Source organism: Marinovum sp., from assembly GCF_034669705.1.
Lineage (GTDB): Bacteria > Pseudomonadota > Alphaproteobacteria > Rhodobacterales > Rhodobacteraceae > Marinovum.
On the sequence record NZ_JAXMOR010000052.1, the window covers coordinates 1 to 24,565 of the forward strand.

Sequence of the window (24,565 nt, forward strand, 5' to 3'; positions counted from 1 at the left end):
GCCGCAGCAGAACGCCTTTATCGAGTCATTCAACGGCAGCCTGCGGGACGAACTGCTGAACGAGGAGATATTTGACACCCTGGACGACGCCCGCCGGAAGCTGGCGCTCTGGCGTTACGATTACAATACCGTCAGGACGCACTCATCGCTCGGGAACAAAACACCCGCCGAAGCGCGCCGGACGCTTGAGCAATTTGAGGGCTCCGCGCCCGGCGCGCTTGCCAAGCCCGAAGCCGACCACTACCAAAATCAAACCCGCAGACTCTCGTCATGAACGAGGGACCAGTGGGGGGCAGGTCAGGTTCAACAAGGCTCAGATGTCGACACTCATGCCATAAAGGACTTGGTCTACGTCCCGCTCAGCATCTCCTGCAACTTCGCGTGCAGCGCGTGGGTCTGCACCGGTTTGCAAAGGAGCGGGGCCTCACGAAAGCTCGCGTCGAGCTGGCGGATTTCGTATCCGGTAATGAAGGTAAAAGGTATGCCGCGGGCGGCCAATTCCTCGGCGATCGGATAGGATGTTTCTTTGCCAAGGTTTACATCAAGAATGGCACAGTCGGTGCGCTCGGCCTCGATCAAGTCCAATGCTGAGGCCACCGAATGGGCCGGCCCCACGACGCCATAACCCGCCGCCTCGACCTCTTCGGTCAGATCATAGGCGAGAAGGAACTCGTCGTCGACAATCAAGACAGCTGGTTTGCCGCGTCCCGATCCTGCTGTCCTATCGCCGGTCATGGCGCTTCCCCCTAATCTTCCAGCGGCAAACTTGCCTCAAGCAACGCGCCTTCCGGCGGGAAGCTCACGCTGGCCTCGGTGTCGGGCTGTGATCGCAGCTGTCCTTCGATAAGGGTAAGGCCGAAACCCTTTCTATCAAGGGGAGGCACCTCGGGTCCGCCCTCTTCGCGCCAATGAAATTCCAGTCGCCCCTCCTTGACCTGCCAAGAGATGCGAACCAGCCCGACATCATTTGAAAGAGCACCGTACTTGACGGCATTGGTTGCCATCTCGTGGATGACCATGCTCAGCGCCAGCGATTGCGACGGTCTCAGCGTCACGTCCGGCCCCTGAACCTCGATCCGTTCGGCGCCGAATGCCTGCGCTTCGGTCCGGATCACGTCCTTGAGCGAAACCCTGGTCCAATCGGACTGCGACAACAGTGAATAGGCCCGCGCCATGCCATGTAGCCGCGCCAGAAGCTTGTCAAGGAACTGATCTGGCGCATCGGTCGTCTTGTGAGTGCTGTTGGTGAGGCTGATGACCAGGGCCAACATGTTCTTGACCCGGTGGTTCAACTCCGAGATCAGCAGCTTCTGCTGCTCTTCCGCATGGGCCAGCGAGCTGATGTCGACCAGGGTAACGATGACGCCGCTGATGTCGCCTGACTGCGAGCGGTATGGCATCAGCCTCGACAGATAGGCCGTCCCGTCGCCGCGAGCAGGCAGCTTGTTCTCGGTGGCCTCCCCCGACCGGTAGACCTGCTTCACCCGGTCTTGAAGGTCAGGATAGCGCAGGGCGCCCGCGAGATCGGTGAAAGGCCGGCCGATATCGGTTTCCCGCAGGTTGAAGAGCGAGGCTGCGGCAGGCGTGAAATTGCGGATGACCAGTGCCTCGTCGAGAAAGATGGTGGCGATCCGGGTCGCAGCATAGAGGTTCTTCAGGTCGGTGTTGGCCCGGTCAAGGTCCTCGACACTGGCCGAGAGCTCCACGTTGATGGTCGAGAGCTCTTCGTTCAGGGATTGCATCTCCTCCTTCGAGGCTTCGAGTTCCTCGTTCGTCGATTGCGCCTCCTCGTTCACGGAGACGAGTTCCTCATTCGAGGACTTCAACTCCTCGAGCGCGGTCTCATATTCCTCGATCGTCGATTGCAGGCGTTCGCGCAGGTCGCGCAACTCGAGTTCCATCTTTTCCTCGATCGCGCCGCTTTCTTCGACCGAGGCCGGCTGAGCCCAGGTTCCAAGCAGGGTGAACAGGACCAGATACAGCGTTTCCTCATCATCAGGGCCGTCGAGCGGCTCTGCCGTCAGGCCGACCATGCGGCCGTCGGCGTCTCCGCTTTCCAGCATCAGGACCTGACGGCTCGCCGGTTTGTTCGTCTCCATGGCCTGACGCAGCAGCGCCCGCAGTTCCACCCGCAGTTCCGGACGGACCAGATCGAACAGCTGCCGGCTCGGAGCGCCCCGTGGAATTTTCATGATGTGCCCGGTGTTCGAAGAGAAATGCAGGATCTCCCCTTCGCTGGTCACGATCACATGGGCAGGCGCGTAGCGTTCCAGCACCTGCGCTTCGCCTCTCTGCCGGAGCCGCATGTCATTGGTTTCGGCGCGCCGCTTTGCCGTCTCGCCGATCCGATGTTGCCCGGCGAGCCGGTCCAGTCCGATCGGCAGACGCCGTGGAGCGCCATCGGTGCTGCGGCTCTGGAAGATCCGGTGCTGCTTGTTCAAGGCTGCGAACAGGTCGGTATGCCGACTGACCCCCTCCGACGTTCCCAGGAAAAGATAGCCGCCGGGCTTCAGGGCGTAGTGGAATGTCGGGATCACCTGGCTTTGCAACTCGACGCCGAGGTAGATCAGAAGATTGCGGCAGGAGACCAGGTCCATGCGCGAAAATGGCGGATCCGAAATGACACTGTGCGGCGAGAAGACACACAGTTCCCGCACCTCCTTGACCACCACATAGCTGGCACCGTCCTGTCTGAAGTACCGCGCGCGGCGCGCCGGGTCCATTCCGGCGAGAAGCGCTTCGGGATAGCGTCCCGCCCGGGCGACAGACAGTGCCTGCTCGTCGATGTCTGTCGCGAATATCTGGACCTGTGGCGCCGCTGGCAGATCTTCCATCTGCTCAAGCACCAGGATTGCCAGAGAGTAGACTTCTTCGCCCGTGGCACAGCCCGGCACCCAGATCCTCACCCTCTCGCTCGCACCGCGACCTTCCAGCAATTTCGGGATCACGGTCTCGTTGAGGCATTGGAATGCTTCGCTGTCGCGAAAGAAATTGGTGACATTGATCAGAAGGTCGCGGAACAGGGCCATGATCTCGGCCTTGTCGTCGCGCAGCCGTGCCACATAGGCGTCTATCGTGCGCAGGTCGAGCACCTTCATGCGCCGGGCGACGCGCCGCATGAAGGTCTTGTTCTTGTAGCCTGAAAAGTCGTGACCGGCATGGCGCCGCAGCAACTCCGATATCTCGGCCTGAAGGCGCTGTGCAGCGCTGTCTTCCTTGCCCGGAGGCGTCTCGAGCCCCGGCAGATCGACCGCGTCGGTGCCGTTTTGCAGCTGCAGGAGGTAACGTGGCATGAGCTCGGCGGGCACCGCGAAGTCGATGAGACCGCTGGCCATCGCGCTGGCCGGCATCTCAGGATTTCGCGGCCCGGACCCGTCGGCGGATTGCGCGAAGGTGATGCCGCCATGCTCCTTGATCACCTTGATGCCGAGCGTGCCATCTCCGTCACCACCCGAGAGCACGATTCCCACGGCGTGTTCACCCTGATCCGCGGCGAGCGAGGCGAAGAATACGTCGATCGGCTTGCGCTCGCGGTGCGCCGGGTTGTCGTCGGTGAGGGTTAGCCGACCGTTCTTGACGGTCAGTATCTTGCCCTCGGGCATCACGTAGATATTGTGCGGCCGGAGGTGCATCTGATCCTCTGCCACCTGCACCGGAAGCTTGGTATAGCGACTGATGACCTCGTGCAGCAGGCTCGTGCGCTCCGGGCTGAGGTGAGTGACGATGATGAACGCCATGGCACAGTCATCCGGCAGCGCTCGAAAGAAGCCTTCGAAGGCGGGTATGCCTCCTGCTGAAGCGCCGATGCCGACGACGAGGGGGACGGAGGATTTCATGCCCGGACCCTACGCCCGGTAAATGCGACTCACAATCTGAAATACCGCCTGCTGGATCGCCAAAACAAGCAAGCAGGCGCTTGGGCATCCGGGATCCGACGGTACCTGGTGGCCGGTTGCGGGCGGCGCCGGGTTTTCAGCAATCGCCGCTGGTCTGCTGCCATATACCCAGCGGCAGACGTTGATGCAGGGCGCGGCGCATGACGGTTTTCCGCCCTTTCTGACAAAATTCAGCCCCCGAGGTGGGCCGGCGGCAGCGCTCTCACCATGACGACGAAAGTCTCTGATATCGAGTAGGGGGCGAGGAAGGCTGCACTTGCATGCCGCGGGGCATACGCGGCCGCACTGCGGCCACGGTCCCCTGCGCATTCTAACAGATGCCAACGATCCGCGAGGTGGACCGCGTCCGGCAGGGCACGTGCGGCAGCACCGCCGTAGCCACCGTTGCGATCACGGGCAACAACCTCGATCTCGGGACGCGCGCGGAGCCACGCTTCCACAGTGGCGAGCACCCGGTCGGGCAGCGGCAGGCGATTTTTCAGAGACTGCTGTTCCGGCGCCGCTACAGGTGCGCAGCGGGCTGACCGTGGGCATCACACACCGGTGCCCGGCGCGCCTCGCAGCGCAGCCATCGTCGATTCGCGTATCCGGAGCGTAGGCTGCAATGTTACCTGGTTAAGGGACTCATCGCCCCGGATACGCTTCAGCAGAAGGTTCATCGCGGCGCGCCCGAGTTCATATCGTTCCACTCCGAGCGATGTGATCGGTGGGCTGACGAGGCTGGCGATGGCGATGTCGTCGAAACCGATCAGCGAAATGTCGCCGGGTACGGCCAGTCCGAGGTTCTTGCAGGCATGCGACGCCCCGATGGCGGCAAGGTCGTTGTAACAGATGAGCGCGTCGAGGTCGGGGGTCTCGGCCAGAAGCGTGGCGGCGGCCTGTTGGCCGCCCTCGATCGTCGGATCGCAGAACATCGTGCCGAGCGGCTGAATTTCGTATTTCCGCAAGGCCGCTTCGACGCCCCGCAGGCGCTCCTTGGCCCCGAAGGACCAGTCCGGCCCGGCCACAATCCCGATCCGTTTGGCACCGATATCCAATAGGTGCCGCACGGCGATCCTGGCGCCCATTGCGTAATCGACAACGACCGAAGAGGCCAAGTTCTTGGGGCATTTGCGGTTGATCAGAACGACATTGCCGGCATTTTCAAGTGCCTTGAACAGCAGCGCGTCCTCCATCCGGGCCGAGCACCAGATCAGCCCGTCGACCTGTTGGTTGAGCAGCTTTTCGAGCACTTCGGCTTCGCGGTCGGCGCTTTCGACCACGTTTGACAGGGTCAGCGTATAGCCCTCGCTCTGGGCGATGCTTTCGGCGCCGCGAAAGATCTCGGGGAAGAACGGGTTCGAGATGTCCGGGACGATCACGCCGATGACCGAGGATTTGCGCGAGCGCAGGTTGCGCGCGGCGGTATTGGGCCGGTAGTTCAGCCGCTTGGCCACGTCGAGGATGTGCTGGCGCGTCTTGGCCGAGGCGCCCTCCTGGCCGTTCAGTGCCCGCGACACGGTCATGCGCGAGACGCCCGCCGCCTTGGCCACGTCGCTGAGGGTGCAAGCCTCTGTCTGGTCGGATCTTTTTCTCATGTACGGTAACGCTAACGTTGTGAGGTCAAGGGAATATCACATACAAGTATCCAAATTTCAACGAGAAATGAGTTAATATTTGACAGGGCGCGATCAGATCCTTTAGCAACTACGGTAACGATAACGTAAGTTCGATTCGATCAAGTCAACGGCCGAGGAGGAGAGGCTAATGCAACGATTCAAGGGAACTTCAGCGCCGAGGAGGCTGCGGGTCGCGGCCTGTGCCTCGGTGCTTTCGCTGGCTACGGCCTTTGCGGCGGCGGCGGGCGATTATGCCGAGGCGCCGATGCTGGCCGACAAGGTCGCCGGCGGGCAGTTGCCGGCGGTGGACGAGCGACTTCCGGCCGCGCCGATGGTCGAGCAGCCGCTCGAGTCCATCGGCTCCTACGGCGGCACCTGGCGCCAGGTGATGGTCGGTGGCGGCGACAGTCTGGTGCAGCGCTCGCTCGGCAGTGGCGGGCTGGTGCGCTGGAACCGCGAATGGTCGGAGGCGGTGCCGGAGGTGGCGAAATCGGTGTCGGTCAACGACGATGCGACCGAGTTCACCTTCACGCTCTACGAGGGTCACAAGTGGTCCGACGGCACGCCGTTCACATCTGACGACATCCTGTTCTGGTACAACGACATCCTGATGAACAAGGAGATCACCCCGGAGATCCCGGTCTGGCTGCGGGCGGGCGAGGCCCCGCTTGTGGTCACTGCGCCTGATCCGACCACGGTGGTCTTTACCTTCGATGCGCCCAACGCATTGTTTCTGGCCAACATGGCCACGATCCGCGGCACGGATATTCTGGCCGGGGCGCCGCAGCACTGGCTCAAGCAGTTCCACAAGGATCACAGCGACACCGCCGAGGACTTGGCGAAAGAGGCGGGGGCCGCCGGCTGGGTCGACAATATCGCCAACAAGATCGGCTATCCCAGCCGCTGGCGCGATGCCGACCGGCCGGTGCTTGATGCCTGGAAGCTGACCGTGCCCTACGTGCAGACCACCCAGGTGGTGGCCGAGCGCAACCCCTATTACCACAAGGTCGACCCCGAGGGGCAGCAGCTGCCCTATATAGACAAGGTCACCTATGACATCGTCGAGGACAACCAAGGCGCCGTGCTCAAGGCGATCAACGGCGAGATCGATTTCCAGAACGTGAGCCTCGATGCCGAAGACCAGCGCCCGGTGCTGGTGCAGGGCCGCGAGAAGGGCGGCTACGAGATGTTTCTGGCGCAGCCGGCCTGGTCGAATGCGATGATCATCATGCTCAACCAGACCCACAAGGACCCGGGGCTGCGGGAAGTCTTTGCCAACAAGGATTTCCGCATCGGGCTGAGCCATGCCATCGACCGCGAAGAGCTCAACCAGATCATCTATGCCGGCACGTCAGAGGCCTGGCAGGCCGCGCCGCGGGCGGACACCGAGCTTTATGACGAGGAGTTGGCCAAGCAGTACACCGAGTTCGACCTCGACCTGGCCAATGAATACCTCGGCAAGGCCGGGCTGACCGAGCGCGGCTCTGACGGGATGCGGCTGCGGCCGGATGGCGAGCGGCTGACCTTTGCGGTCGATGTCATCAGCTCTTGGAAAACGCAGAACGACGCGCTCGAGCTGGTCAAGGGCTATTGGAACAAGGTCGGCATCGACATGCAGGTGCGCCCGATCGAGATGTCGCTGTCGATCACCAAGCGGCAGAAGAACGATTTCGACGGCAACGTCTGGGTCGGCGGTGGCGGCTATGACATGCTGGGTCTGCTCGATCCCAAGTGGTACTTCCCCTACGAGTTCCAGTCGAGCTATGCCTCGGCCTGGGGGATCTGGGCGCAGAACCCCGAGGATCCGGCCGCCGAGAAACCCGATGCCGAGGCGATGAAACAGCTCGAGCTCTACAACCAGGTGCTGGCGGCACCGAGCCGGGATGAGCAGATGGCGCTGATGCGTGAGCTGCTCGAGATCACCAAGGACGAGTTTTACGTGATCGGCACCAACCTGGCTCCCGACCGGTACGGTATCGTCAAGACCAACCTGGCCAATGTGCCCGAGGCGATGCCCAACACCTTCTATTACCTGACCCCGGGTCCGGCGCGCGCCGAGCAGTTCTACTTCCAGAACTGATCCGCAGGCAGGGACCGGCGCAACCTCCCGACGCCGTCCCTGCCGAAATTTTCCTGCAACCGAAAGACGCAAGATGCTGAGATATACTCTCTGGCGGCTGGCCCTCATGGTGCCGATCACGGTGCTGATCTCGATGATCGTCTTCGTCATCATCCAGCTGCCCCCCGGCGACTTCGTGACCACGATGACGGCCCGAATGTCGCAACAGAACGAAAGCGTCGATCCGGCGGTTCTGGAGGCCCTGCGGGCGCGCTATGGCTTCGATCAGCCGGTCTATGTGCAATACTGGAAATGGGTGAGCGGTATCCTGCTGCACGGCGATTTCGGCCAGTCCTTTGACTGGAACAGCCCGGTCGACGATCTGATCTGGGACCGGCTCGGCCTGACGCTGATCGTCTCGCTGGCGACGCTGCTGTTCATCTGGCTCTTGGCCTTTCCGATCGGCATCTACTCGGCAATCCGGCAGTATTCGCTGGGCGATTACATCGCCACCTTCCTCGGCTTCATCGGCCTGGCGATTCCGAATTTCCTGCTGGCGCTGATCCTGATGTGGCTGACCACGGAATACCTGGGCTGGAGCCCCGGCGGATTGTTCTCGTCAGAGTACATCAATGCCGAGTGGTCCTGGGCGCGGGTGGGCGACCTGATCGATCACCTGTGGATCCCGGTGATCGTGCTGGGCACCGGCGGCACTGCCTCGCTGATCCGGATCATGCGGGCCAACCTCTTGGACGAGCTGCAGAAACCCTATGTCGAGATGGCCCGGGCGCGAGGGCTGTCAGAGACCCGGCTGCTGCTGAAATACCCGGTGCGCGTGGCGCTCAACCCGTTCGTGTCGACGATCGGCTGGCTGCTGCCCAATCTGGTCTCCGGCGCCGTCGTCACCGCCATCGTGCTCAGCCTGCCGACCTCCGGCCCGCTGCTGCTGAACGCGCTGTTTGCGCAGGACATGTATCTCGCCGGGGCCATCATCATGCTGCTGAGCATCCTGACCCTGATCGGCACGCTGATTTCCGACCTGCTGCTGGCCTGGCTCGACCCGAGGGTGCGCTATGAGTGATATGACCGATACGATCGACGCGGGCCCGGTGACGGCGCGCAAGGACAAGCCCTTCGAGGCGGCCGGCCAATGGCGGCTGATCTGGATGCGGTTCCGACGCCACCGGCTGGCCTATTGGAGCGGTGTGGTGGTGGCGCTGGTCTACCTCGTCGCGATCTTCGCCAGCTTCCTGGCGCCGACGACCGCCAATTACTACTCGGCCCGCTACACCTATGCGCCGCCACAATCGATCCACCTGCTGGGGACCGACGCGGCCGGGCAGCGGCACCTGTTCCACACCTATGACTACACCTCCAAGGTCGATCCGCTGGAGCTGACCCGCACCTACACGGTCGACGAGAGCGAGGTCATCCCGCTGGGCTTCTTCGTGCGCGGCGAACCCTACAAGTTCTGGGGGGTCATCCCGACCGATCGGCATTTCTTTGGCCCGAAAGAGCCGGGACGGCCGTTCTACCTGTTCGGCGCCGACCGGCTGGGGCGCGACGTGTTCAGCCGCACGGTGATCGGCACACAGGTGTCGATGTCGATCGGGCTGATCGGAGTGGCGCTGAGCCTGGTGATCGGGATCGTGCTGGGCGGGATTTCCGGCATTGCCGGCGGCTGGGCCGACGAGGTGATCCAGCGGCTGATCGAGCTGCTCAAGAGCATTCCGACCATCCCGCTCTGGCTCGGGCTGGCGGCGGCAATCCCGCTCAATATCTCGCCACTGGTGGTCTATCTCTGGATTACCATCATCCTCAGCCTGATCGGCTGGACCGACATCGCCCGCATCGTGCGCGGCCGGTTCATGGTCCTGAAGACCGAGGATTTCGTCACCGCCGCCCGGCTCGACGGCTGTTCGCGGCAACGCATCATCTGGCGGCACATGGTGCCCTCCTTTGCCTCGCATCTCATCGCCTCGACCACGCTGGCGATCCCGGCGATGATCCTCGCGGAAACCGCGCTCAGCTTTCTCGGTGTCGGGCTGCGGCCGCCGGTGGTGAGCTGGGGCGTGCTGCTGAAGGAATCGCAGAGCATCCTGGCGCTGTCGAACGCGCCCTGGCTGTTCCTGCCGGGCATCGCGATCATCGTCACCGTCCTGGCGCTGAACTTCCTCGGCGACGGGCTGCGCGACGCCGCCGATCCTTACGGGAAATAGACCATGAGCACCCTGATAGACGTCAAGAACCTGCAGACCCATTTCTTTACCGACGAGGTGCTGGTCAAGGCCATCGACGGTGTCGATTTCACCATCCCGGAGGCGCGCATCGTCTGCATCGTCGGCGAGAGCGGCTCGGGCAAGAGCATGACGGGCCGGTCGATCCTCAACATGGTGCCACGCCCCGGCCGCATCATCGGCGGCGAGATCCTCTGGTCGCCCGGCGGGGCCGATCCCATCGACCTGCTGCACTACGGCAAGGACAGCCCCGAGATCCGCCGGCTGCGCGGCAAGGAGATCGCGCTGATCAGCCAGGAGCCGATGGCCGCGCTCTCGCCGGTGCATACCATCGGCAACCAGATGGTCGAGACCATCCGACTGCACCTCGGGCTGGGCAAGGCCGAGGCCAAGGAGCGCGCCATCGAGGCGCTTGGCAGCGTCGGCATCCCCGATCCGCGCAGCCGCTTCGATGCCTATGCCTTCCAGCTCTCGGGCGGCATGCGGCAGCGGGTCTGCATTGCGCTGGGGATCCAGTGCCAGCCCAGGCTCCTGATCGCCGACGAGCCGACCACGGCGCTCGACGTGACGACCCAGGCCAACATCCTCGACCTGTTCCGCAACCTGCGCGACGAACAGGGGGTCTCGACGCTGTTCATCACCCATGACCTGGGCGTGGTGGCGGAAATCGCCGATGACGTGGTGGTGATGTACCTGGGCCAGGTGGTCGAGCAGGGGCCGGTGCGACAAATTTTTCACGATCCGCTGCACCCCTACACCCGGGCGCTGCTCGAGTCGGTGCCGCGTCTGGCGCCGGTGCGCAAGGACCGGCTGAGCACAATCCGCGGCATGGTGCCTTCGCCCTTTGACCGGCCCGAAGGCTGTCTGTTCTCGACCCGCTGCGACCTGGCGAAACAGGGGCTCTGCGACGTCGAGATGCCCGGCATGCGCCGCACCGAGGATGGCCGCGCCGCGCGCTGCCTGCGTCTGGGAGAAGCGGCATGAACAAGCCTCTCGTCGAAATCCGTGACCTGCGGATGCATTTCAAGCTGAGCTCAGGCTCGTTCCGGCGCAAGACCCGGGTGGTCAAGGCCGTCGATGACGTCTCGTTCGACATTCTGGCTGGCGAGACCCTTGCGGTGGTGGGAGAATCCGGTTGCGGCAAGTCCACCATCACCCGCGCGCTCCTGCGGATCTACGAGCCCACGGCCGGATCGATGGTCTATCACCACAAGGACGGCCCGGTTGACCTGGCGACGCTGGGCGAGGCCGAGCTGGCGCCGCATCGTCAGGATATCCGGCTGGTGTTCCAGGACCCGCAGGGTTCGCTCAATCCGCGGTTGCCGGTGGTCGACATCATCGGCGAGGTGCTGAAGGTCAACGGCCTCGCCTCTGGCAAGGACCTGCGCGAGAAGGTGGCCGAGCTGATGCGCCGGGTCGGGCTTCGGCCCGAAACCATGCACCGCTATCCGCATGCCTTTTCCGGCGGCGAGCGACAGCGGATCGGCATTGCCCGCGCGCTGGCCTGCAACCCCAAGCTCTTGATCGCCGACGAGGCGGTTTCGGCGCTGGATGTCTCGGTGCAGGCGCAGACCATCAACCTCCTGAAGGACCTGCAGGCCGAGTTCGGGCTGACCTATCTTTTCGTCTCGCATGACCTCTCGGTGGTGCAGCATATCTCTGACCGGATCGCTGTGATGTATGTCGGCAACCTGGTCGAGATCGCCTCCACCGACGACATGTTCGAACGCCCGCTGCACCCCTATACCGAGGCGCTGTTCTCCGCCGTGCCGGTGCCGGACCCGGATCTGCGCGATGCCTCGGCCCGGGTGAGGCTGCCCGGCGAGGTGGCCGATCCGTCGAACGTGCCGAGCGGCTGCCCGTTTCACCCGCGCTGCCGCTTTGCCACCGCGGTCTGCGCCAGCGACAAACCCCCGCTGATCCCCAAGGCAGAGGGCCGCCGCGCGGTGGCCTGTCACCATGCCGATGACCTCGAACTCGCGGGCGTGTTCGACACCCTGCGACACACTTCCTGAAGGACCTGATATGGCACGATTGATCCGATCCCGTGACACCGGGAACCAGCCCATCGTGGGCAGCAATGACGACACCCTTTCCCTGATCAGCTTTCGCCTGTTGCGGCTGGCAGAGGGCGAAAGCTTTACCCTTGATGCCGATCTGAGCGAGCATTGCCTGGTGCCGATGTCGGGTGTGGTGGATATCGCCACCGCCGGGCAGAGCTTTGCCGCGGTGGGCGGGCGCAACGGCGTCTTTGACGGGGTGGCCGATTCTGTCTATGCGCCAGCGGGCCATGGCGTGACCGTCATCGCCCAAAGCGCGGCCGAGATCGCGGTGGCCGGCGCGCGGGTCGAGGGCACACGCGACCTGGCCGCCTTTCGTATCGCCCCGGACGAGGTCGAGGAGGTCGACGTCGGCTCTGACGAGACCCACTCCCACCGCCGCATCCGCCATATCCTCGGGCAGCGCCAGAACGGCCGGGTTGACCGGCTCCTGGTAAGCGAGCTCTATGCCGAGCCGGGCTGCTGGTCGGGCTATCCGCCGCACAAGCATGACACCGACGACGGGCCGGAAGAGACCGATCACGAAGAACTCTATCACTACCGCTTTGATCCGCCTTCGGGCTTTGGCACCCAGTCCTGCTACAACGACGGCGAGACCCCGGTGGTGCATCTGACCCGCGACGGCGACACCTTCTGCCTTGATCGCGGCTATCACCCGACCTCCACCTCGCCGGGGCACCGGGGCTATATCTTCACCATCCTCGCCGGCCGGTCCCAGCGCGGGCTGATCCAGCGCTTCGAGCCGCGTCACGAGCATCTGATGCAGGCCATTCCCGGAATTCAGGACATGCGAAAGGCGTTCAACACATGAATATCGCCCACCCCCAGAACCTTCTCAGATCCCTCAGACCTGATCCCGCCCAGGGGCGTCCCTTCCAACGCTTCTGGCGCGCCACCGGCTTTTCGCCGGGCGAGCTTTTGCTGACGCCCGAGATGAAGCGCACGTTGACGCTGCTGGCGGGCACGCCGCTGAAGGGCGTGCACTACCTGCGGCCGCACTACATGCTCAACATGATCGTGGCCAAGGGCGGCGACAGCTATGACTTCGCCCTGTTCGACGAGGCGATGGACGTGATGGTCGAAAACGGCTTCCTGCCGTGTTTCGAGATCATGGGGAACCCGTCCAACAGCTTCGATTTCAACAGCGAGGGCTGGGAGCCGCGCTGGCGCGACCTGGTGACCCAGATCGTTGAGCGCAGTGTCGAACGCTACGGCATGGAGAACGTCAGCCAATGGATGTTTGAGAGCTGGAACGAGCCGGATTCGGCTTGGTGGACCGCCGGCGCGCCGGCCTTCATGCGCTATTACGATGCCTGCGTCGCCGGGGTCGAGGCGGTGTCGAAGGACCTGGTGATCGGCGGGGCCGGGACCTGCAAGACCATGTCGCCGCTGTTCAAGGCTTTTGTCCAGCATCTCGACACCGGCACCAACTTCCTGACCGGAGAGGCGCCGCGCGCTGATTTCATCTCGATCCACGAAAAGGGCGTCACCTATCACGTCGAGGACCTGCAACCCGACACCCTGGCGCTGATCGAGCGCGAGCGGCTGGCGATCAACCATATCCGCGAGAACCATCCGCGGCTGGCGCATATCCCGATCGTCAACAACGAATGCGATCCGCAGGTCGGCTGGTGGCACCACCACAGTTGGCACGCCACCGCCTATTGCCCGGCGATCATCACCAAGATCATCGACCAGCACCAGCGGCTGCACACCGACGCGGGCGTGCCCTTTGACCTGTTGTTCAACGACAACGGCTTCATGGGTTCCTGGGGCCAGCGCACGCAATACACCCTGATCGGCGGCCGGTCGGTGGCGATGGCGCAATCCGAGCATGTGACCGACCTCGAGAAGCTGAAGGCGCGCGAGGAGGACCACGACAACTTTACCCTGATCAAGAAACCGGCGCTGACGGTGATGGAGATGCTGGCGCAGCTGGGCAGCACGCGCTTTCCGATGCCCGATCTGACGCCCGATACTGAAGGCCCCGGGGCGATTGTCACCCAGCATGACGAGGGCACGCGGGCCGCGGTGCTTTACAACAGCCGCGATGCGATCCGGGTCTCGGGGATGGACCGGGTGACGCTCGAGCTGCCGGAAACCGAGGGCGCGTGGGATGTGCTGGTGATGCAGCTTAACGACATTGACGGGACACCGTTCTCGGAATGGGAAAAGAGCGGCGTACGGCTGGATCCGAACTCCAAGGAGGCGCGCGAGTCCGAGGCGCTGAACGAGCTCGAGCGGCTGGGCTACCCGTCGCGCGATGCCATGACCGCGATGCGCGCCAAGGCCGAGCCGCACGAGAAACTGCGCCAGACCATGGCGGGGCCGCTCAAGCTCGACCTGGAGCTGCCGCTGCCCTCGGCCACGCTGGTGATCGCACGCAAGGCCGCGTCCGAGGCGCCGGTGGCGCCGCAACCGAAGGCGACGCGCACCGGCGGCGCGGCGGGCGCCGAGACCATCGTCAGCTGGCCGGACCCCGGTGAAGTGGGGCTCTGCTTCGAGGTGGGCGTGACGCGCGATGGCGAGATCACCGCGCTCACCCCGCATCCGATCCTTGCCAACGTCTATACCGTCGATGGCACCGATGACGTCTTTGTCCGCTCGGTCTCGCTCGGCGGCACGCGCAGCGATTGGGTCGCGGCAGGGGAGACGTCGGCGTGAACGATCTCTTCGACCTCTCCGGCAAGACGGCGCTGGTCACCGGCTCGTCCCAAGGGATCGGCTTTGCCCTGGCCAAGGGATTGGCCGGAGCCGGGGCGCGGGTGATCCTGAACGGCCGCTCGGCCGAGAAGCTCGCGGCGGCGCAGGACGCGCTGTCGGCCGAGGCAGCCCGTTTCGACGTCACCGATGCCGCGGCAGTGGCCGCCGCGGTCGACGAACTCGAGGGCAGCGGCACGCAGATCGACATTCTGGTCAACAATGCCGGGATGCAGCTGCGCGGCCCGCTCGAGGACTACGATCCGGCGGATTTCGACCGGTTGATGCGGACCAACGTGAACTCGGCCTTCTATGTCGGGCGGGCGGTGGCGCGGCACATGATCGCGCGCAGGCAGGGCAAGATCGTCAATATCGCCTCGGTGCAATCGGCGCTCGCCCGGCCCGGCATCGCGCCCTACACCGCCTCGAAGGGCGCGATCAGCAACCTGACCAAGGGCATGGCCACCGACTGGGCGCGCCACGGGCTGCAGGCCAATGCCATTGCGCCGGGGTATTTCAAGACGCCGCTGAACGAGGCGCTCTATACCGACGAGACCTTCAGCGCCTGGCTCGAGACCCGCACCCCGGCGGGGCGCTGGGGCGAGGTCGAGGAGCTCTGCGGTGCGGCGATCTTTCTCGCCTCGCGGGCCTCCAGCTTTGTCAACGGCCAGACGATCTTTGTCGATGGCGGCATCACGGCCTCGCTGTGAGCGGCGGGCAGAAAGGGGGCGCCATGCGCAGGCCCAATATCCTGGTCATCATGACCGACCAGCAGAACGCCGACGCGATGAGCAATCGCGGCAACGCGGACCTTTCGACGCCGCACATGGACCGGCTGGCGCGCGAGGGCACGCGCTACGACCGCGCCTATACCGCCTTTCCGCTGTGCAACCCGGCGCGGGCGTCGATGATGACCGGCAAATGGCCGCATCAGCTCGGCACGATGATCAACAACTCGCCGCTGCCCGAGGCGGCGATTGCCCGCTCGGTCGGGCCGCTGATGCGTCAGGCCGGCTATCGCACCGGCTGGGGCGGCAAGTGGCATGTGCCCGCCGTTGACCTCGGCGACGCAGCGGAAGACTTCGGTTTCGAGAACGTCTGCGGCTTTTCCGACACCCATCTGCCCGCCGCTTGCGAGGCCTTCATCCGACAGGCGGATGACCGGCCCTTCCTGCTGTTTGCCTCCTTCGACAACCCGCACAACATCTGCGAACACGGCCGCGATCAGGTGCTGCCCTGGGGCGAGGTGGAAACGTCGGAGGACCTGCCTTTGGACTACCCGAACCTGCCGCTGAACCATGCCCGGCCGGCCTTTGAAGCGCGGGTGCTGGCGGACCTGCGCAAGACCATGCCGCCAGAGCAATACGGCTTTACCGAAGAGCGCTGGCGGCGGTTCCGGCATGTCTATTTCCGGCTGGTCGAGAAGGTCGACGCGCAGATCGGCCAGCTGTTGGCGGTGCTGGACGACACCGGGTTGGCGGAGGAGACGGTGGTGATCTTCCTGTCGGACCACGGCGAGCACAATGGCGCGCATGGGCTGCTGCAGAAATCGCTGAGCTACGAGGAGTCGATCCGGGTGCCGTTCATCGTACGCGCGCCGGGGCAGCCGGACGGGCAGGTCAGCGACGCCATGGTGAACACCGGGCTCGACCTGTTGCCGACGCTGCTGGACTATGCCGGCGCCAAGTTTCCGGAGGGGCTGACCGGAAGGTCGGTGCGGCCGGTGGCGCAGGGCGAGACGCCGGAGGACTGGCGCGATGCGGTCTTTGTCGAATCCCGCATCGACTGGACCGATATCGAGCTGCGTTGCCTGCGGAGCGAGCGCTACAAGTACACCGTCTATGACCGCGGCCAGTACCGCGAGATGCTGTTTGACCTGGAGGCGGACCCCGGCGAACTGCGCAACCTCGCGGTGGAGCGGCGCTACGCCGAGGTGCTGGACGCGCATCGCCGGCGGCTGTTCGACTGGTGTCGCGAGACCGGCGACACTTTCGCGCGACATTCCTCGCATGACGCCTGGCCGGTGATCCCGGGGCCCGGCTACCGCGGTGCGCCGCCGCGGCCGACATTCAAGGTGCCGGACCAGAAAAACCGCAATTAGGAAATTACCCATAGTGATGTACGTGCGTCATCTTAATGACGTACGTGCATCATATCATCGAATCAGGGAGGATTACTCATGGACAAGTCTCGCGCATGGTGTCTGGCAGCAGTGTTTCTCGGCGCAGCGATCAGCGTCGGGCCGGTGGCTGCCGCCGAAACCTTCATCATGGCGACCGGCTCGACCGGGGGCACATCCTATTTCGTCGGCAGCGCCATCGCGCAGGTGGTCAACAAGCATTCCGACGAGGTTCAGATCGAGGTTCTGCCCGCCGGCGGAACCACAGAAACCTCGGGCCTGATCCTGCGCGGCAAGGCGCATTTCGGGCTGCTTACCCCGTCGGCGGCGTCCGACGCCTATAACGGCAAAGGCCCCTTCGACGGCCACCCGGTCACCAACATGCGCGCCCTCTGGGGCGGCTACTACAACTATCACAGTTTCATCGCGCCGCGGGACCGGTCGATTGCCTCGATCGAGGATCTGAAGGGCAAGCGCGTCGGTCTCTGCCCGACGGGGACCACATGCTCGCGCATCGCCATCGCGACGTTGGAGGCGGCCGGGCTGTCAGTGGATGATGTCGACGGGCAGTACCTGTCGTTCAGCGAGCAGGTCGCGGCGCTGGCAGACAACAAGCTTGATGCGGCGGTGATGTTCGGCGGGGTGCCGGGGGCGGCCTTGCTCAATGCGACCAGCCAGATGGATATCGCGTTCCTTCCGCTGACCGACGAGGTGCAAACCACGATCAACGCCGGCAACGAGCACTTCCTCAAGGTCGAACTGCCGGCCGGAACCTACCGCGGCCAGGATGACGCCGTGACTTCGATTGGTACAGAGGTCTTGTTTGTCGGCGCCAGCGAGGTCAGCCGCGAGGTGATCGAGGAGATCAGCGAGGTTCTCTATGCCAATTCTGGTGAGCTGGTCGCGACGATGCCGCTCATGCAGTTCTTTACACCCGACAACCCGCTGACGCTGCAGGAGCCTGCAATCCCGCGGCACGAGGGCTTTGAAGCCTACCTGAAGGACAGCGGAAAGCTTTGACGCGTTCAGACGTCACCATTCAAGCAGATCCCGAGACAACGGACCCCTGATCATGTTCGAAGGCCCCCGGTCAAACCTTATCCGCAACATCGTGCTGTTTTTCACGACCTGCGCGGTCCTGTCTCTTGTGCGCTTCGAGACATGGCCGGGACAACTGAGCACCAAGGTTTTCTGGGGGGCGGTCCTGGTCTCGGCACTGATGCTGCCGGGGCAATCGCGGCTTTCCAGTATTGTCTCACTTTTCATGATGGTCGCCGCCGGTGTTGCGGCGGCTATCACGACAGGCGCCTACTTTCGGCAGAGCGAGATCATGGTCTTCGGCCCGTCGGAGACCGATATCCTGGCTGGGAGCATCGGGATCGCCCTCACAATCTATTGCACCTGGAGATGGGGCGCGCGGCCACTGGCGGTCTTGGCGGCTATCTTTCTCGCCTTTGCGCTCTGGGGAAGCTACCTGCCGGCCGGGCTGGGGCACAGCCCGATCGACCTGTCGACACTTGTGAACCACCTTTATATCGGGACCGAAGGCATTTTCGGCATTGCTCTGAACGTCATCCTGCACGTGGTGTTCGTTTTCATAGTCCTGACCGCTCTGCTGGAAGTCAGCGGCGGGTCAGGGGCGGTGGTGGCGCTGTCGATGAAGCTCTTCGGCAAGAGCACCGGCGCGCCGGGCAAGGTCTCGGTCGCCGCCAGCGCCCTTTTCGGCACGATGACCGGGGCTGCGGTGGCCAATGTCATCGCCTCGGGCAGCATCACAATTCCGATGATGAAGAAATCCGGCTACCGCTCGTCCGAGGCGGCGGCCATCGAGTCGGTCGCCTCCACGGGTTCGCAGATCATGCCGCCCGTTCTTGGCTCGGCTGGCTTCATCATGGCGGAACTTCTGCAACTGCCTTTCTCGCAGATTCTCATAGCCGCGACGTTGCCGGCACTCTTCTACTACGTGACGCTTTTTGCCGCCGTCCATGCCAACCGCCGACACCTTGGCACCGAGGCGGTCGCGCTCGCGCCCGGACAGGAGTTGAAAAGCGCGCGGGGCCTGCTGCTGCTCGCTCCGATCGGCGTGCTGCTCCTGTGCCTTCTGGGGCTCGGCTTCACCGCGTCAAACGCCGCGCTCTACGCGATCCTCTCGGCGCCGGTCTCGATGCTGCTCGCCACCGGCCGATTGCCGTCGCTGCCCGCGCTCGCCCTCGCTGCGGTCAACGCCGCGCGGATGATGGTGCCAATCGGCCTGCTCGGGGCAAGCGCAGGGATCATCATCGGTGTCTTCTCGCTGACCGGACTGGGACAGAAACTGGTCAATGCGGTCCTGATCGTCTCTGACGGTAACCTCATCCTCGTGTTGCTGCTGACGATGATCACGTCGATTGTCCTCGGGATGGGCCTGCCGACGGTTGCAGTCTACATCATCCTGGCGCTGACAGTCGCGCCGGCGATGATCCAGGCGGATATCGTGCCGCTGGTGGCGCATTTCTTCGTGTTCTATTACGGCGTTCTGGCCGCGATCACACCGCCCGTCGCCCTGGCGACCATTGCAGCGGCCTCGGTGGCGGACGCGTCGATCTGGAAAACCGGCTGGTTGGGCATCAAACTTGCCGTGGTGCCCTATGCGCTGCCATTTCTCTTCGTGCTGCAGCCAGGGTTGCTGGGTCTCGGCGAACCTGTCGACATCGGGCTGGCGATAGTTGTGGCCGGATCGTTCTCGGTGTTCGCGGTCGTCACGACGACCGGATACCTTGTCGTAGAAGTGAACAAGGGGCTGCGCTGCGCCTTCGCTGTGCTGGCCGGGGGAATCTTGATACCCGAATGGCAATTGTGGAGTTGCTTGGTAGGCGATGCTTTGTACTTCGCACTTATCGGCTATGAAGTGGTGAGCAGAGTGCTCAGGCGACGTTCGGATGGTTTCGGCAAGGTCTGAGCTTGCCAGTCGCGCCGGACCGCCGAGCGGGGTCGGACGAGGCTGTTGGAACAGGCCAGCCGCATTCTCGCAAGTCCAATGCACTGAGCACCGATGCCGACGAGCTGGGTGAGCGCATCCACCCTGCGCCGGGTGTTCCGTGCCCAGACCCACATGTCGCGTAAGCCATGCCAAGACGACCTGCGCATCCGGCGCGCCTGCGCGTTGCTGTGGTCGCTCGCCCTATCATTCCTCGTCCCGGTTCAGCCAAGCCACCGGGCTGTCCCCGGCCAACTGGCGCAAGCGCATCCGTCCGAGCTGGCTGCAGACGCGGCCGGTGAAGGGCGCGGGCAAGCTGTAACGGCGGGGGGTCTTGGCCGGGCCGGACGACGCCCAAGTCGGGGTTGCCGACGCTGACGTGCCTCAGGTTGCTCCCGAGTATGAAAGCCAACGCTCTGAAATTGAACGAATAAACCGCTCTGCTCAAAAAACCCTTTGACAAAAGGTCATGATATCGGCTTATTAGTACTACAAATTGGAGGGATACATAGTGCAGATCACTGGGATCAGCGCCGTTGCCTGCAACGCGCAGATGCGGAACTGGGTTTTCGTCCGGGTCGAGACCGATGTGCCGGGCCTTGTCGGCTGGGGTGAGGCGACGCTGGAATGGAAGACGCGGTCGGTGCTTGGCGCGATTGCCGATCTCGAGCCGCTGCTGATCGGCCAGGACCCGCGCGATATCGAGCAGTGTTTCCAGGTAATGACGCGACACGGCTTCTGGCGCATGGGCGTGATCGGCATGTCGGCGATCAGCGGCATCGAGATCGCGCTCTGGGACATTCTTGGCAAATCCCTCGACACGCCGGTGTGGCGACTGCTCGGCGGCAAATGCCGCGACGGGCTGCGCACCTACACGCATCTTGGCATGGGCGACATGTCCTCGGTCTATGAGACCGACGGCGCCGATGCGCTGGCCGAGCGCGGCCGGGATGTGGTGGCGGCGGGCTATGACGCGGTCAAGGTGGTCTCGATCCCCTATGCGCATTACATCGCGCCCAACCGGGCGATCGACGCGGTCGGCAGCGCGATGGACAGCCTGCGCGCCGCCGTCGGGCCGGATGTCGATATCATGGTGGATTTCCACGGCCGCCCGGCCTCGCTGGCCTTGGCGCGGGATTTCCTGCGCGCGCTGGAACCGGCCCGGCCGCTCTTTGCCGAGGAGCCGGTGCCGCCAGAACAGGTCGAGAACTGCGCCGAGTTGACCCGGACCTCGCGGGTGACCATTGCGGCCGGCGAGCGGCTGATTGGCCGGGCCGCCTTTGAAGAGGCGATCCGTCGCCGTGCCTTTCACATCGCACAGCCGGATATCGTGCATGTCGGCGGGCTCTGGGAGGCCAAGAAGATCGCCGCGGTCTGCGAGACCGCCGGTCTCGGCGTCGCGCCGCACAACCCGCTGGGCCCGATTGCCGGCATCGCGGCGCTGCACTTCGGCGTCTCGACCCCGAACCACATCATCCAGGAGGAAATGGTCGGCGCGGTGCCTTGGTATGACGACGTGGTGCAATGGCCGATCGAACGCAAGCCCGGCCATTGGGCGCTGCCCGAGAAGCCGGGCCTCGGGCTCGAGGTCGACGAGGCCGAGATCGCGCGCCATCCCTTCGAGCAGGAAGTGCTGCACACCCGCAACGCGGTGATGGCCGACGGCACCGTGGTGGACTGGTGATGGCGGGGCGTCTTCAGGGCAAGGTGGCGATCATCACCGGCGCGGGGCAGGGGATCGGCGCGGCCATCGCCCGCAGCTTTGCCGCCGCCGGCGCGCAGGTGGTGCTGGCCGAGCGCAACGCCGAGACCGGCCGGGCCGTGGCCGAGGAGATCGGCGGGCTGTTCGTCGAGACCGATGTCACCAATCAGGCGCAGGTCGCGGGGGTGGCGGAAGCGACCCTGTCGCGGTTTGGCCGGATCGACGTGCTGGTGAACAACGCCGGGGCAAATGTCTTCTACCGTCCGCACGAGATGCCGCGCAGCGAATGGGCGCGCTGCATGGCGCTCGATCTCGAGGCCTGCTGGGCGATGAGCGAGGCGGTGCTGCCGGCGATGCGGGTTCAGGCGGGCGGGGCGATCGTCAACATCGCCAGCACCCACGGCTTCAAGATCATCCCGCACACTTTTCCCTATCCGGTGGCGAAACACGGGCTGATCGGGCTGACCCGGTCGCTGGGCATCGAATATGCCGCCGAGGGCATCCGTGTGAACGCCATCGCGCCGGGCTATGTCGATACCGAGATCGCCCGCGACTACTGGGCCGGGTTCGACGATCCGGCAGCCGAGCGGCAGCGCGCCGAGGCGCTGCACCCGCCGCGGCGCATCGGCCGGCCCGAAGAGGTCGCCATGACCGCGGTCTTTCTGGCCTCCGACGAGGCGCCCTTCATCAATGCCGAGACCATCACCATCGACGGTGGCCGCTCGGCGCTGTTCCACGACTGACACCACAACTTCATTGGGAGGAGAACCATGAAACACCTGAAACTGACCGCCGCCTGCATCGCCGGGCTGATCGCGCCGCTGGGCGCGGCCGCGCAGGACGACAACATCAAGATCGGCTACATCAACAAGATGGGCGATCACCCCTGGTTCGTGGCCGAGGTTGCCGGCGCGGCCGAGGCCGCCGAGGCGGGCGGCGCCGAGTTTGTCAGCCAGGACGTGCAGTTCAACGCCGACCTCGCGATCACCACGCTCGACACCATGATCGGCGACGGCGTCGACGGCATCGCCATTGTGGTGCCTGACCGGGCACTTGGCCCGGTGGTGGCCGCACGTGCCGCCGAGGCCGGGGTGCCGCTGATCGCGGTGGACGACGACATCCAGGACCGCGACGGCAACCCGGTGCCCTATGTCGGGCTCAACGCCTTTGCCATCGGCGAGCGCGTGGGTGAGAACTTGGCGAAATTCTATCAGGACAGCGGCTGGGACAAGAGCTCGGTCGGGATCGTGTCGATCGAGGACCGCAAGGCCGACACCTGCATGCAGCGCAACGGCGGTGCCGAGGCGGCTCTGCTGGCCAACTCGGACCTGACCGAGGACCAGATCGTGCGCGCCGCCTATGACAACACCATGGTCAACGCCATCGACGTGATGACCACCACGCTGACCGCCAATCCGCAGTACGACCACTGGGTGTTCTTTGCCTGCAACGATGACGGCGTGCTGGGCGCGGCGCGGGCGATGGAGAACTCCGGCTACCCGGCAGAGGCCGGCATTGGCATCGGCATTGACGGCAGCCGCGCCTGCGACGCCTTCGGCAACGGCCGCAGTTCGGCCTTCAAGGGCACCATGTGGCTGAACTCGGCCAACCACGGCCGCGATGCGGTCAACCTGCTGCTGGCGTCGATCAAGGACGGAACGCCGCTGCCCGAGGCGACCTATTCCGACCCGGAATTCGTCTCCCTGTCGAACTTCGACGACTACGCCGGCCGGCTCTGCAACTGAGCGGCGCGGGCGGGCGGCCCGGTGCCGCCCGCCCCGACCTGACCCTGAAGGAGCGCCCCATGACGAACCCCTTTCTGCGCATCGACGGGCTGACCCGGCATTTCGGCCCGGTGCAGGCCCTCTCGGATATCAGTCTCGAGTTCCACGCCGGCGAGGTGCTGGCGCTGGTGGGCGAGAACGGTGCCGGCAAATCCACCATGATGCGGCTGCTCGAGGGGGTGTTTCCTCCGACCCGCGGCAGCATCCACATCAACGGCCGCGAGGTCAGCTTTGCCCAGCCGCGCGAGGCTCATGCCGCCGGCATCCGGGTGATCCATCAGGAACCCGAGATCGTGCCAGACCTGACGGTGGCCGAGAACATCTTTACCGGCGACCTGCCACGAAAGGGCCGGCATTTCCTCGACTGGTCAAAGCTTTACGCCGATACCGCGGCGCTGCTCGAGACCTTCGGCATGGCGCATGACCTTCACCCCCGGCAGCTCTGCGCCGGTCTTGGCCCGGCCCAGCGGCAGATGATCGAGATCATGCGCGCGGTGCAGGCCGGCGGCAAGCTGATCGCCTTTGACGAGCCGACCTCATCGCTGACCGACGAAGAGACCCGGCGGCTGTTCGCCATCATCCGCCGGCTGCGCGGCGAGGGCGTGGCGGTGATCTACATCTCGCACCGGCTGGTCGAGATCACCGAGCTCGCCGACCGCGTGGCGGTGCTGCGCGACGGCCGGCTGGTCGACGATCTGCCGGCCGAGGGCATCACCGAGGCGCGGATCACCCGGCTGATGGTCGGCCGACCGCTGTCGGACATGTTCCCCGACCGCGCGCCCTCGACGGGCGAGGTCGTGCTCGATGTTACCGGCATGAGCACCGAGCATGTGACCGACATCACCCTGCAGCTGCGCGCCGGCGAGGTGCTGGGCATCGGCGGTCTGATCGGCGCGGGCCGCTCGGAACTGGCCAAGGGGCTGTTCGGCTTTCACCGCCGCACCGCCGGGACGGTCCGCATCGGCGGCAAGGAGCTGCCCTCGGGGGACACCGCCGCGGCGATTGCCGCCGGCATCGGCTTTGCCCCAGAGGACCGCAAGGAAGAGGCGCTGCTTCTGATGCAGACCATCCTCGAGAACGCGGTGCTCTGCGTGCCGCAAAAGGTCTCGAGCGGCGGGTTCTTCAGCCGCGCCAAGGCGCTCGAGCTGATTTCCGGCATCTCGAAACAGATGCGGCTCAAGGCCGCGTCGCTGGATGCGCCGGTCACCTCGCTGTCGGGCGGCAACCAGCAGAAGGTGGTGCTGACCCGCTGGCTGGCGAGCGATCTCAAGGTGCTGATCCTCGACGAGCCGACCCGTGGCATCGACGTCGGCGCCCGGTCCGAGATCTACGACCTGATCCGCAGCCTGACCGACACCCAAGGGCTGGGCGTCATCGTGATCTCGTCGGAACTGCCGGAGCTGCTTGGTCTCTCGGACCGGGTGCTTGTCATGGCCGAGGGCCGCATCCGCGCG

The 24,565-nt window shown here is 64.6% G+C and carries 19 protein-coding genes and 1 pseudogene; 16 read left to right on the plus strand and 4 right to left on the minus strand.

All coding sequences use genetic code 11. The annotated features are described in order from the left end of the window. Positions 1-274: transposase (locus VOI27_RS22320; RefSeq protein ID WP_323768735.1), on the plus strand; the 274-nt coding region annotated here is incomplete at its 5' end. Between the two features lie 74 nt (positions 275-348). Here the strand turns inward: VOI27_RS22320 and VOI27_RS22325 are convergent. The 4 genes and pseudogenes from VOI27_RS22325 to VOI27_RS22340 all read right to left on the minus strand — a co-directional run bounded on the left by VOI27_RS22325 (position 349) and on the right by VOI27_RS22340 (position 5,383). Then, entirely contained in the window at positions 349-735 is a 387-nt protein-coding gene (locus VOI27_RS22325; RefSeq protein ID WP_323768737.1) for a response regulator, read from the minus strand. An 11-nt stretch (positions 736-746) separates the two neighbouring features. Next, a complete protein-coding gene (locus VOI27_RS22330; RefSeq protein WP_323768739.1) occupies positions 747-3,836 on the minus strand; it encodes a CheR family methyltransferase in 3,090 nt (1,029 codons plus the stop codon). A 362-nt stretch (positions 3,837-4,198) separates the two neighbouring features. After that, positions 4,199-4,360, minus strand: a pseudogene (locus tag VOI27_RS22335) (transposase); the annotation flags it as partial. 69 nt (positions 4,361-4,429) lie between these two features. Further along, complete coding sequence (locus VOI27_RS22340) at positions 4,430-5,383, minus strand: LacI family DNA-binding transcriptional regulator (protein WP_416374709.1); 954 nt, start codon at positions 5,381-5,383, stop codon at positions 4,430-4,432. Positions 5,384-5,642: 259 nt separating this feature from the next. On the opposite strand from VOI27_RS22340, the gene VOI27_RS22345 reads away from it, so the two are divergent. From VOI27_RS22345 to VOI27_RS22415, 15 genes are all read left to right on the plus strand, one after another. Beyond that, entirely contained in the window at positions 5,643-7,574 is a 1,932-nt protein-coding gene (locus VOI27_RS22345) for an ABC transporter substrate-binding protein (RefSeq protein ID WP_323768743.1), read from the plus strand. A 73-nt stretch (positions 7,575-7,647) separates the two neighbouring features. Next, positions 7,648-8,634 carry an ABC transporter permease gene (locus tag VOI27_RS22350; protein ID WP_323768745.1) on the plus strand — a complete coding sequence of 329 codons (987 nt, stop codon included), beginning with the start codon at positions 7,648-7,650 and terminating at the stop codon, positions 8,632-8,634. Beyond that, the gene (locus VOI27_RS22355; RefSeq protein ID WP_323768747.1) at positions 8,627-9,772 is read left to right on the plus strand and encodes an ABC transporter permease; all 1,146 of its coding nucleotides are present in this window, start codon (positions 8,627-8,629) and stop codon (positions 9,770-9,772) included. The genes VOI27_RS22350 and VOI27_RS22355 overlap by 8 nt, the downstream gene beginning before the upstream one ends. Before the next feature lie 3 nt (positions 9,773-9,775). Continuing rightward, positions 9,776-10,774: an ABC transporter ATP-binding protein gene (locus VOI27_RS22360; RefSeq protein WP_323768749.1), complete on the plus strand. Its 999-nt coding sequence runs from the start codon at positions 9,776-9,778 to the stop codon at positions 10,772-10,774. Then, complete coding sequence (locus VOI27_RS22365) at positions 10,771-11,805, plus strand: oligopeptide/dipeptide ABC transporter ATP-binding protein (RefSeq protein ID WP_323768751.1); 1,035 nt, start codon at positions 10,771-10,773, stop codon at positions 11,803-11,805. Before VOI27_RS22360 ends, VOI27_RS22365 begins: the two co-directional genes overlap by 4 nt. Positions 11,806-11,815: 10 nt before the next feature. Continuing rightward, positions 11,816-12,661, plus strand: a complete 846-nt coding sequence (locus VOI27_RS22370; RefSeq protein ID WP_323768753.1) for a 5-deoxy-glucuronate isomerase — start codon at positions 11,816-11,818, stop codon at positions 12,659-12,661. After that, entirely contained in the window at positions 12,658-14,514 is a 1,857-nt protein-coding gene (locus VOI27_RS22375; RefSeq protein WP_323768754.1) for a GH39 family glycosyl hydrolase, read from the plus strand. Before VOI27_RS22370 ends, VOI27_RS22375 begins: the two co-directional genes overlap by 4 nt. Further along, positions 14,511-15,260, plus strand: a complete 750-nt coding sequence (locus tag VOI27_RS22380; protein WP_323768756.1) for an SDR family oxidoreductase — start codon at positions 14,511-14,513, stop codon at positions 15,258-15,260. Before VOI27_RS22375 ends, VOI27_RS22380 begins: the two co-directional genes overlap by 4 nt. Positions 15,261-15,283: 23 nt before the next feature. Next, the gene (locus VOI27_RS22385) at positions 15,284-16,651 is read left to right on the plus strand and encodes a sulfatase (RefSeq protein WP_323768758.1); all 1,368 of its coding nucleotides are present in this window, start codon (positions 15,284-15,286) and stop codon (positions 16,649-16,651) included. A gap of 78 nt (positions 16,652-16,729) precedes the next feature. Further along, entirely contained in the window at positions 16,730-17,689 is a 960-nt protein-coding gene (locus VOI27_RS22390) for a TAXI family TRAP transporter solute-binding subunit (protein ID WP_323768760.1), read from the plus strand. Positions 17,690-17,741: 52 nt separating this feature from the next. Continuing rightward, entirely contained in the window at positions 17,742-19,607 is a 1,866-nt protein-coding gene (locus VOI27_RS22395; protein WP_323768762.1) for a TRAP transporter fused permease subunit, read from the plus strand. 571 nt (positions 19,608-20,178) lie between these two features. After that, positions 20,179-21,309, plus strand: a complete 1,131-nt coding sequence (gene dgoD, locus VOI27_RS22400; RefSeq protein ID WP_323768764.1) for a galactonate dehydratase — start codon at positions 20,179-20,181, stop codon at positions 21,307-21,309. Next, a complete protein-coding gene (locus VOI27_RS22405; RefSeq protein ID WP_323768766.1) occupies positions 21,309-22,070 on the plus strand; it encodes an SDR family oxidoreductase in 762 nt (253 codons plus the stop codon). The genes dgoD and VOI27_RS22405 overlap by 1 nt, the downstream gene beginning before the upstream one ends. A gap of 27 nt (positions 22,071-22,097) precedes the next feature. Beyond that, the gene (locus tag VOI27_RS22410; protein ID WP_323768768.1) at positions 22,098-23,072 is read left to right on the plus strand and encodes a substrate-binding domain-containing protein; all 975 of its coding nucleotides are present in this window, start codon (positions 22,098-22,100) and stop codon (positions 23,070-23,072) included. 59 nt (positions 23,073-23,131) lie between these two features. Beyond that, a partial coding sequence (locus VOI27_RS22415; RefSeq protein ID WP_323768770.1) for a sugar ABC transporter ATP-binding protein occupies positions 23,132-24,565 on the plus strand: 1,434 nt, incomplete at its 3' end.

Bases quoted from the DNA above. Each gene is read 5' to 3' on its own strand.
- VOI27_RS22325 (WP_323768737.1), bottom strand. From the start codon at position 735: ATGACCGGCGATAGGACAGCAGGATCGGGACGCGGCAAACCAGCTGTC.
- VOI27_RS22330 (WP_323768739.1), bottom strand. From the start codon at position 3,836: ATGAAATCCTCCGTCCCCCTCGTCGTCGGCATCGGCGCTTCAGCAGGA.
- VOI27_RS22345 (WP_323768743.1), top strand. From the start codon at position 5,643: ATGCAACGATTCAAGGGAACTTCAGCGCCGAGGAGGCTGCGGGTCGCG.
- VOI27_RS22350 (WP_323768745.1), top strand. From the start codon at position 7,648: ATGCTGAGATATACTCTCTGGCGGCTGGCCCTCATGGTGCCGATCACG.
- VOI27_RS22355 (WP_323768747.1), top strand. From the start codon at position 8,627: ATGAGTGATATGACCGATACGATCGACGCGGGCCCGGTGACGGCGCGC.
- VOI27_RS22360 (WP_323768749.1), top strand. From the start codon at position 9,776: ATGAGCACCCTGATAGACGTCAAGAACCTGCAGACCCATTTCTTTACC.
- VOI27_RS22365 (WP_323768751.1), top strand. From the start codon at position 10,771: ATGAACAAGCCTCTCGTCGAAATCCGTGACCTGCGGATGCATTTCAAG.
- VOI27_RS22370 (WP_323768753.1), top strand. From the start codon at position 11,816: ATGGCACGATTGATCCGATCCCGTGACACCGGGAACCAGCCCATCGTG.
- VOI27_RS22375 (WP_323768754.1), top strand. From the start codon at position 12,658: ATGAATATCGCCCACCCCCAGAACCTTCTCAGATCCCTCAGACCTGAT.
- VOI27_RS22385 (WP_323768758.1), top strand. From the start codon at position 15,284: ATGCGCAGGCCCAATATCCTGGTCATCATGACCGACCAGCAGAACGCC.
- VOI27_RS22390 (WP_323768760.1), top strand. From the start codon at position 16,730: ATGGACAAGTCTCGCGCATGGTGTCTGGCAGCAGTGTTTCTCGGCGCA.
- VOI27_RS22395 (WP_323768762.1), top strand. From the start codon at position 17,742: ATGTTCGAAGGCCCCCGGTCAAACCTTATCCGCAACATCGTGCTGTTT.
- dgoD (WP_323768764.1), top strand. From the start codon at position 20,179: ATGCGGAACTGGGTTTTCGTCCGGGTCGAGACCGATGTGCCGGGCCTT.
- VOI27_RS22405 (WP_323768766.1), top strand. From the start codon at position 21,309: ATGGCGGGGCGTCTTCAGGGCAAGGTGGCGATCATCACCGGCGCGGGG.
- VOI27_RS22410 (WP_323768768.1), top strand. From the start codon at position 22,098: ATGAAACACCTGAAACTGACCGCCGCCTGCATCGCCGGGCTGATCGCG.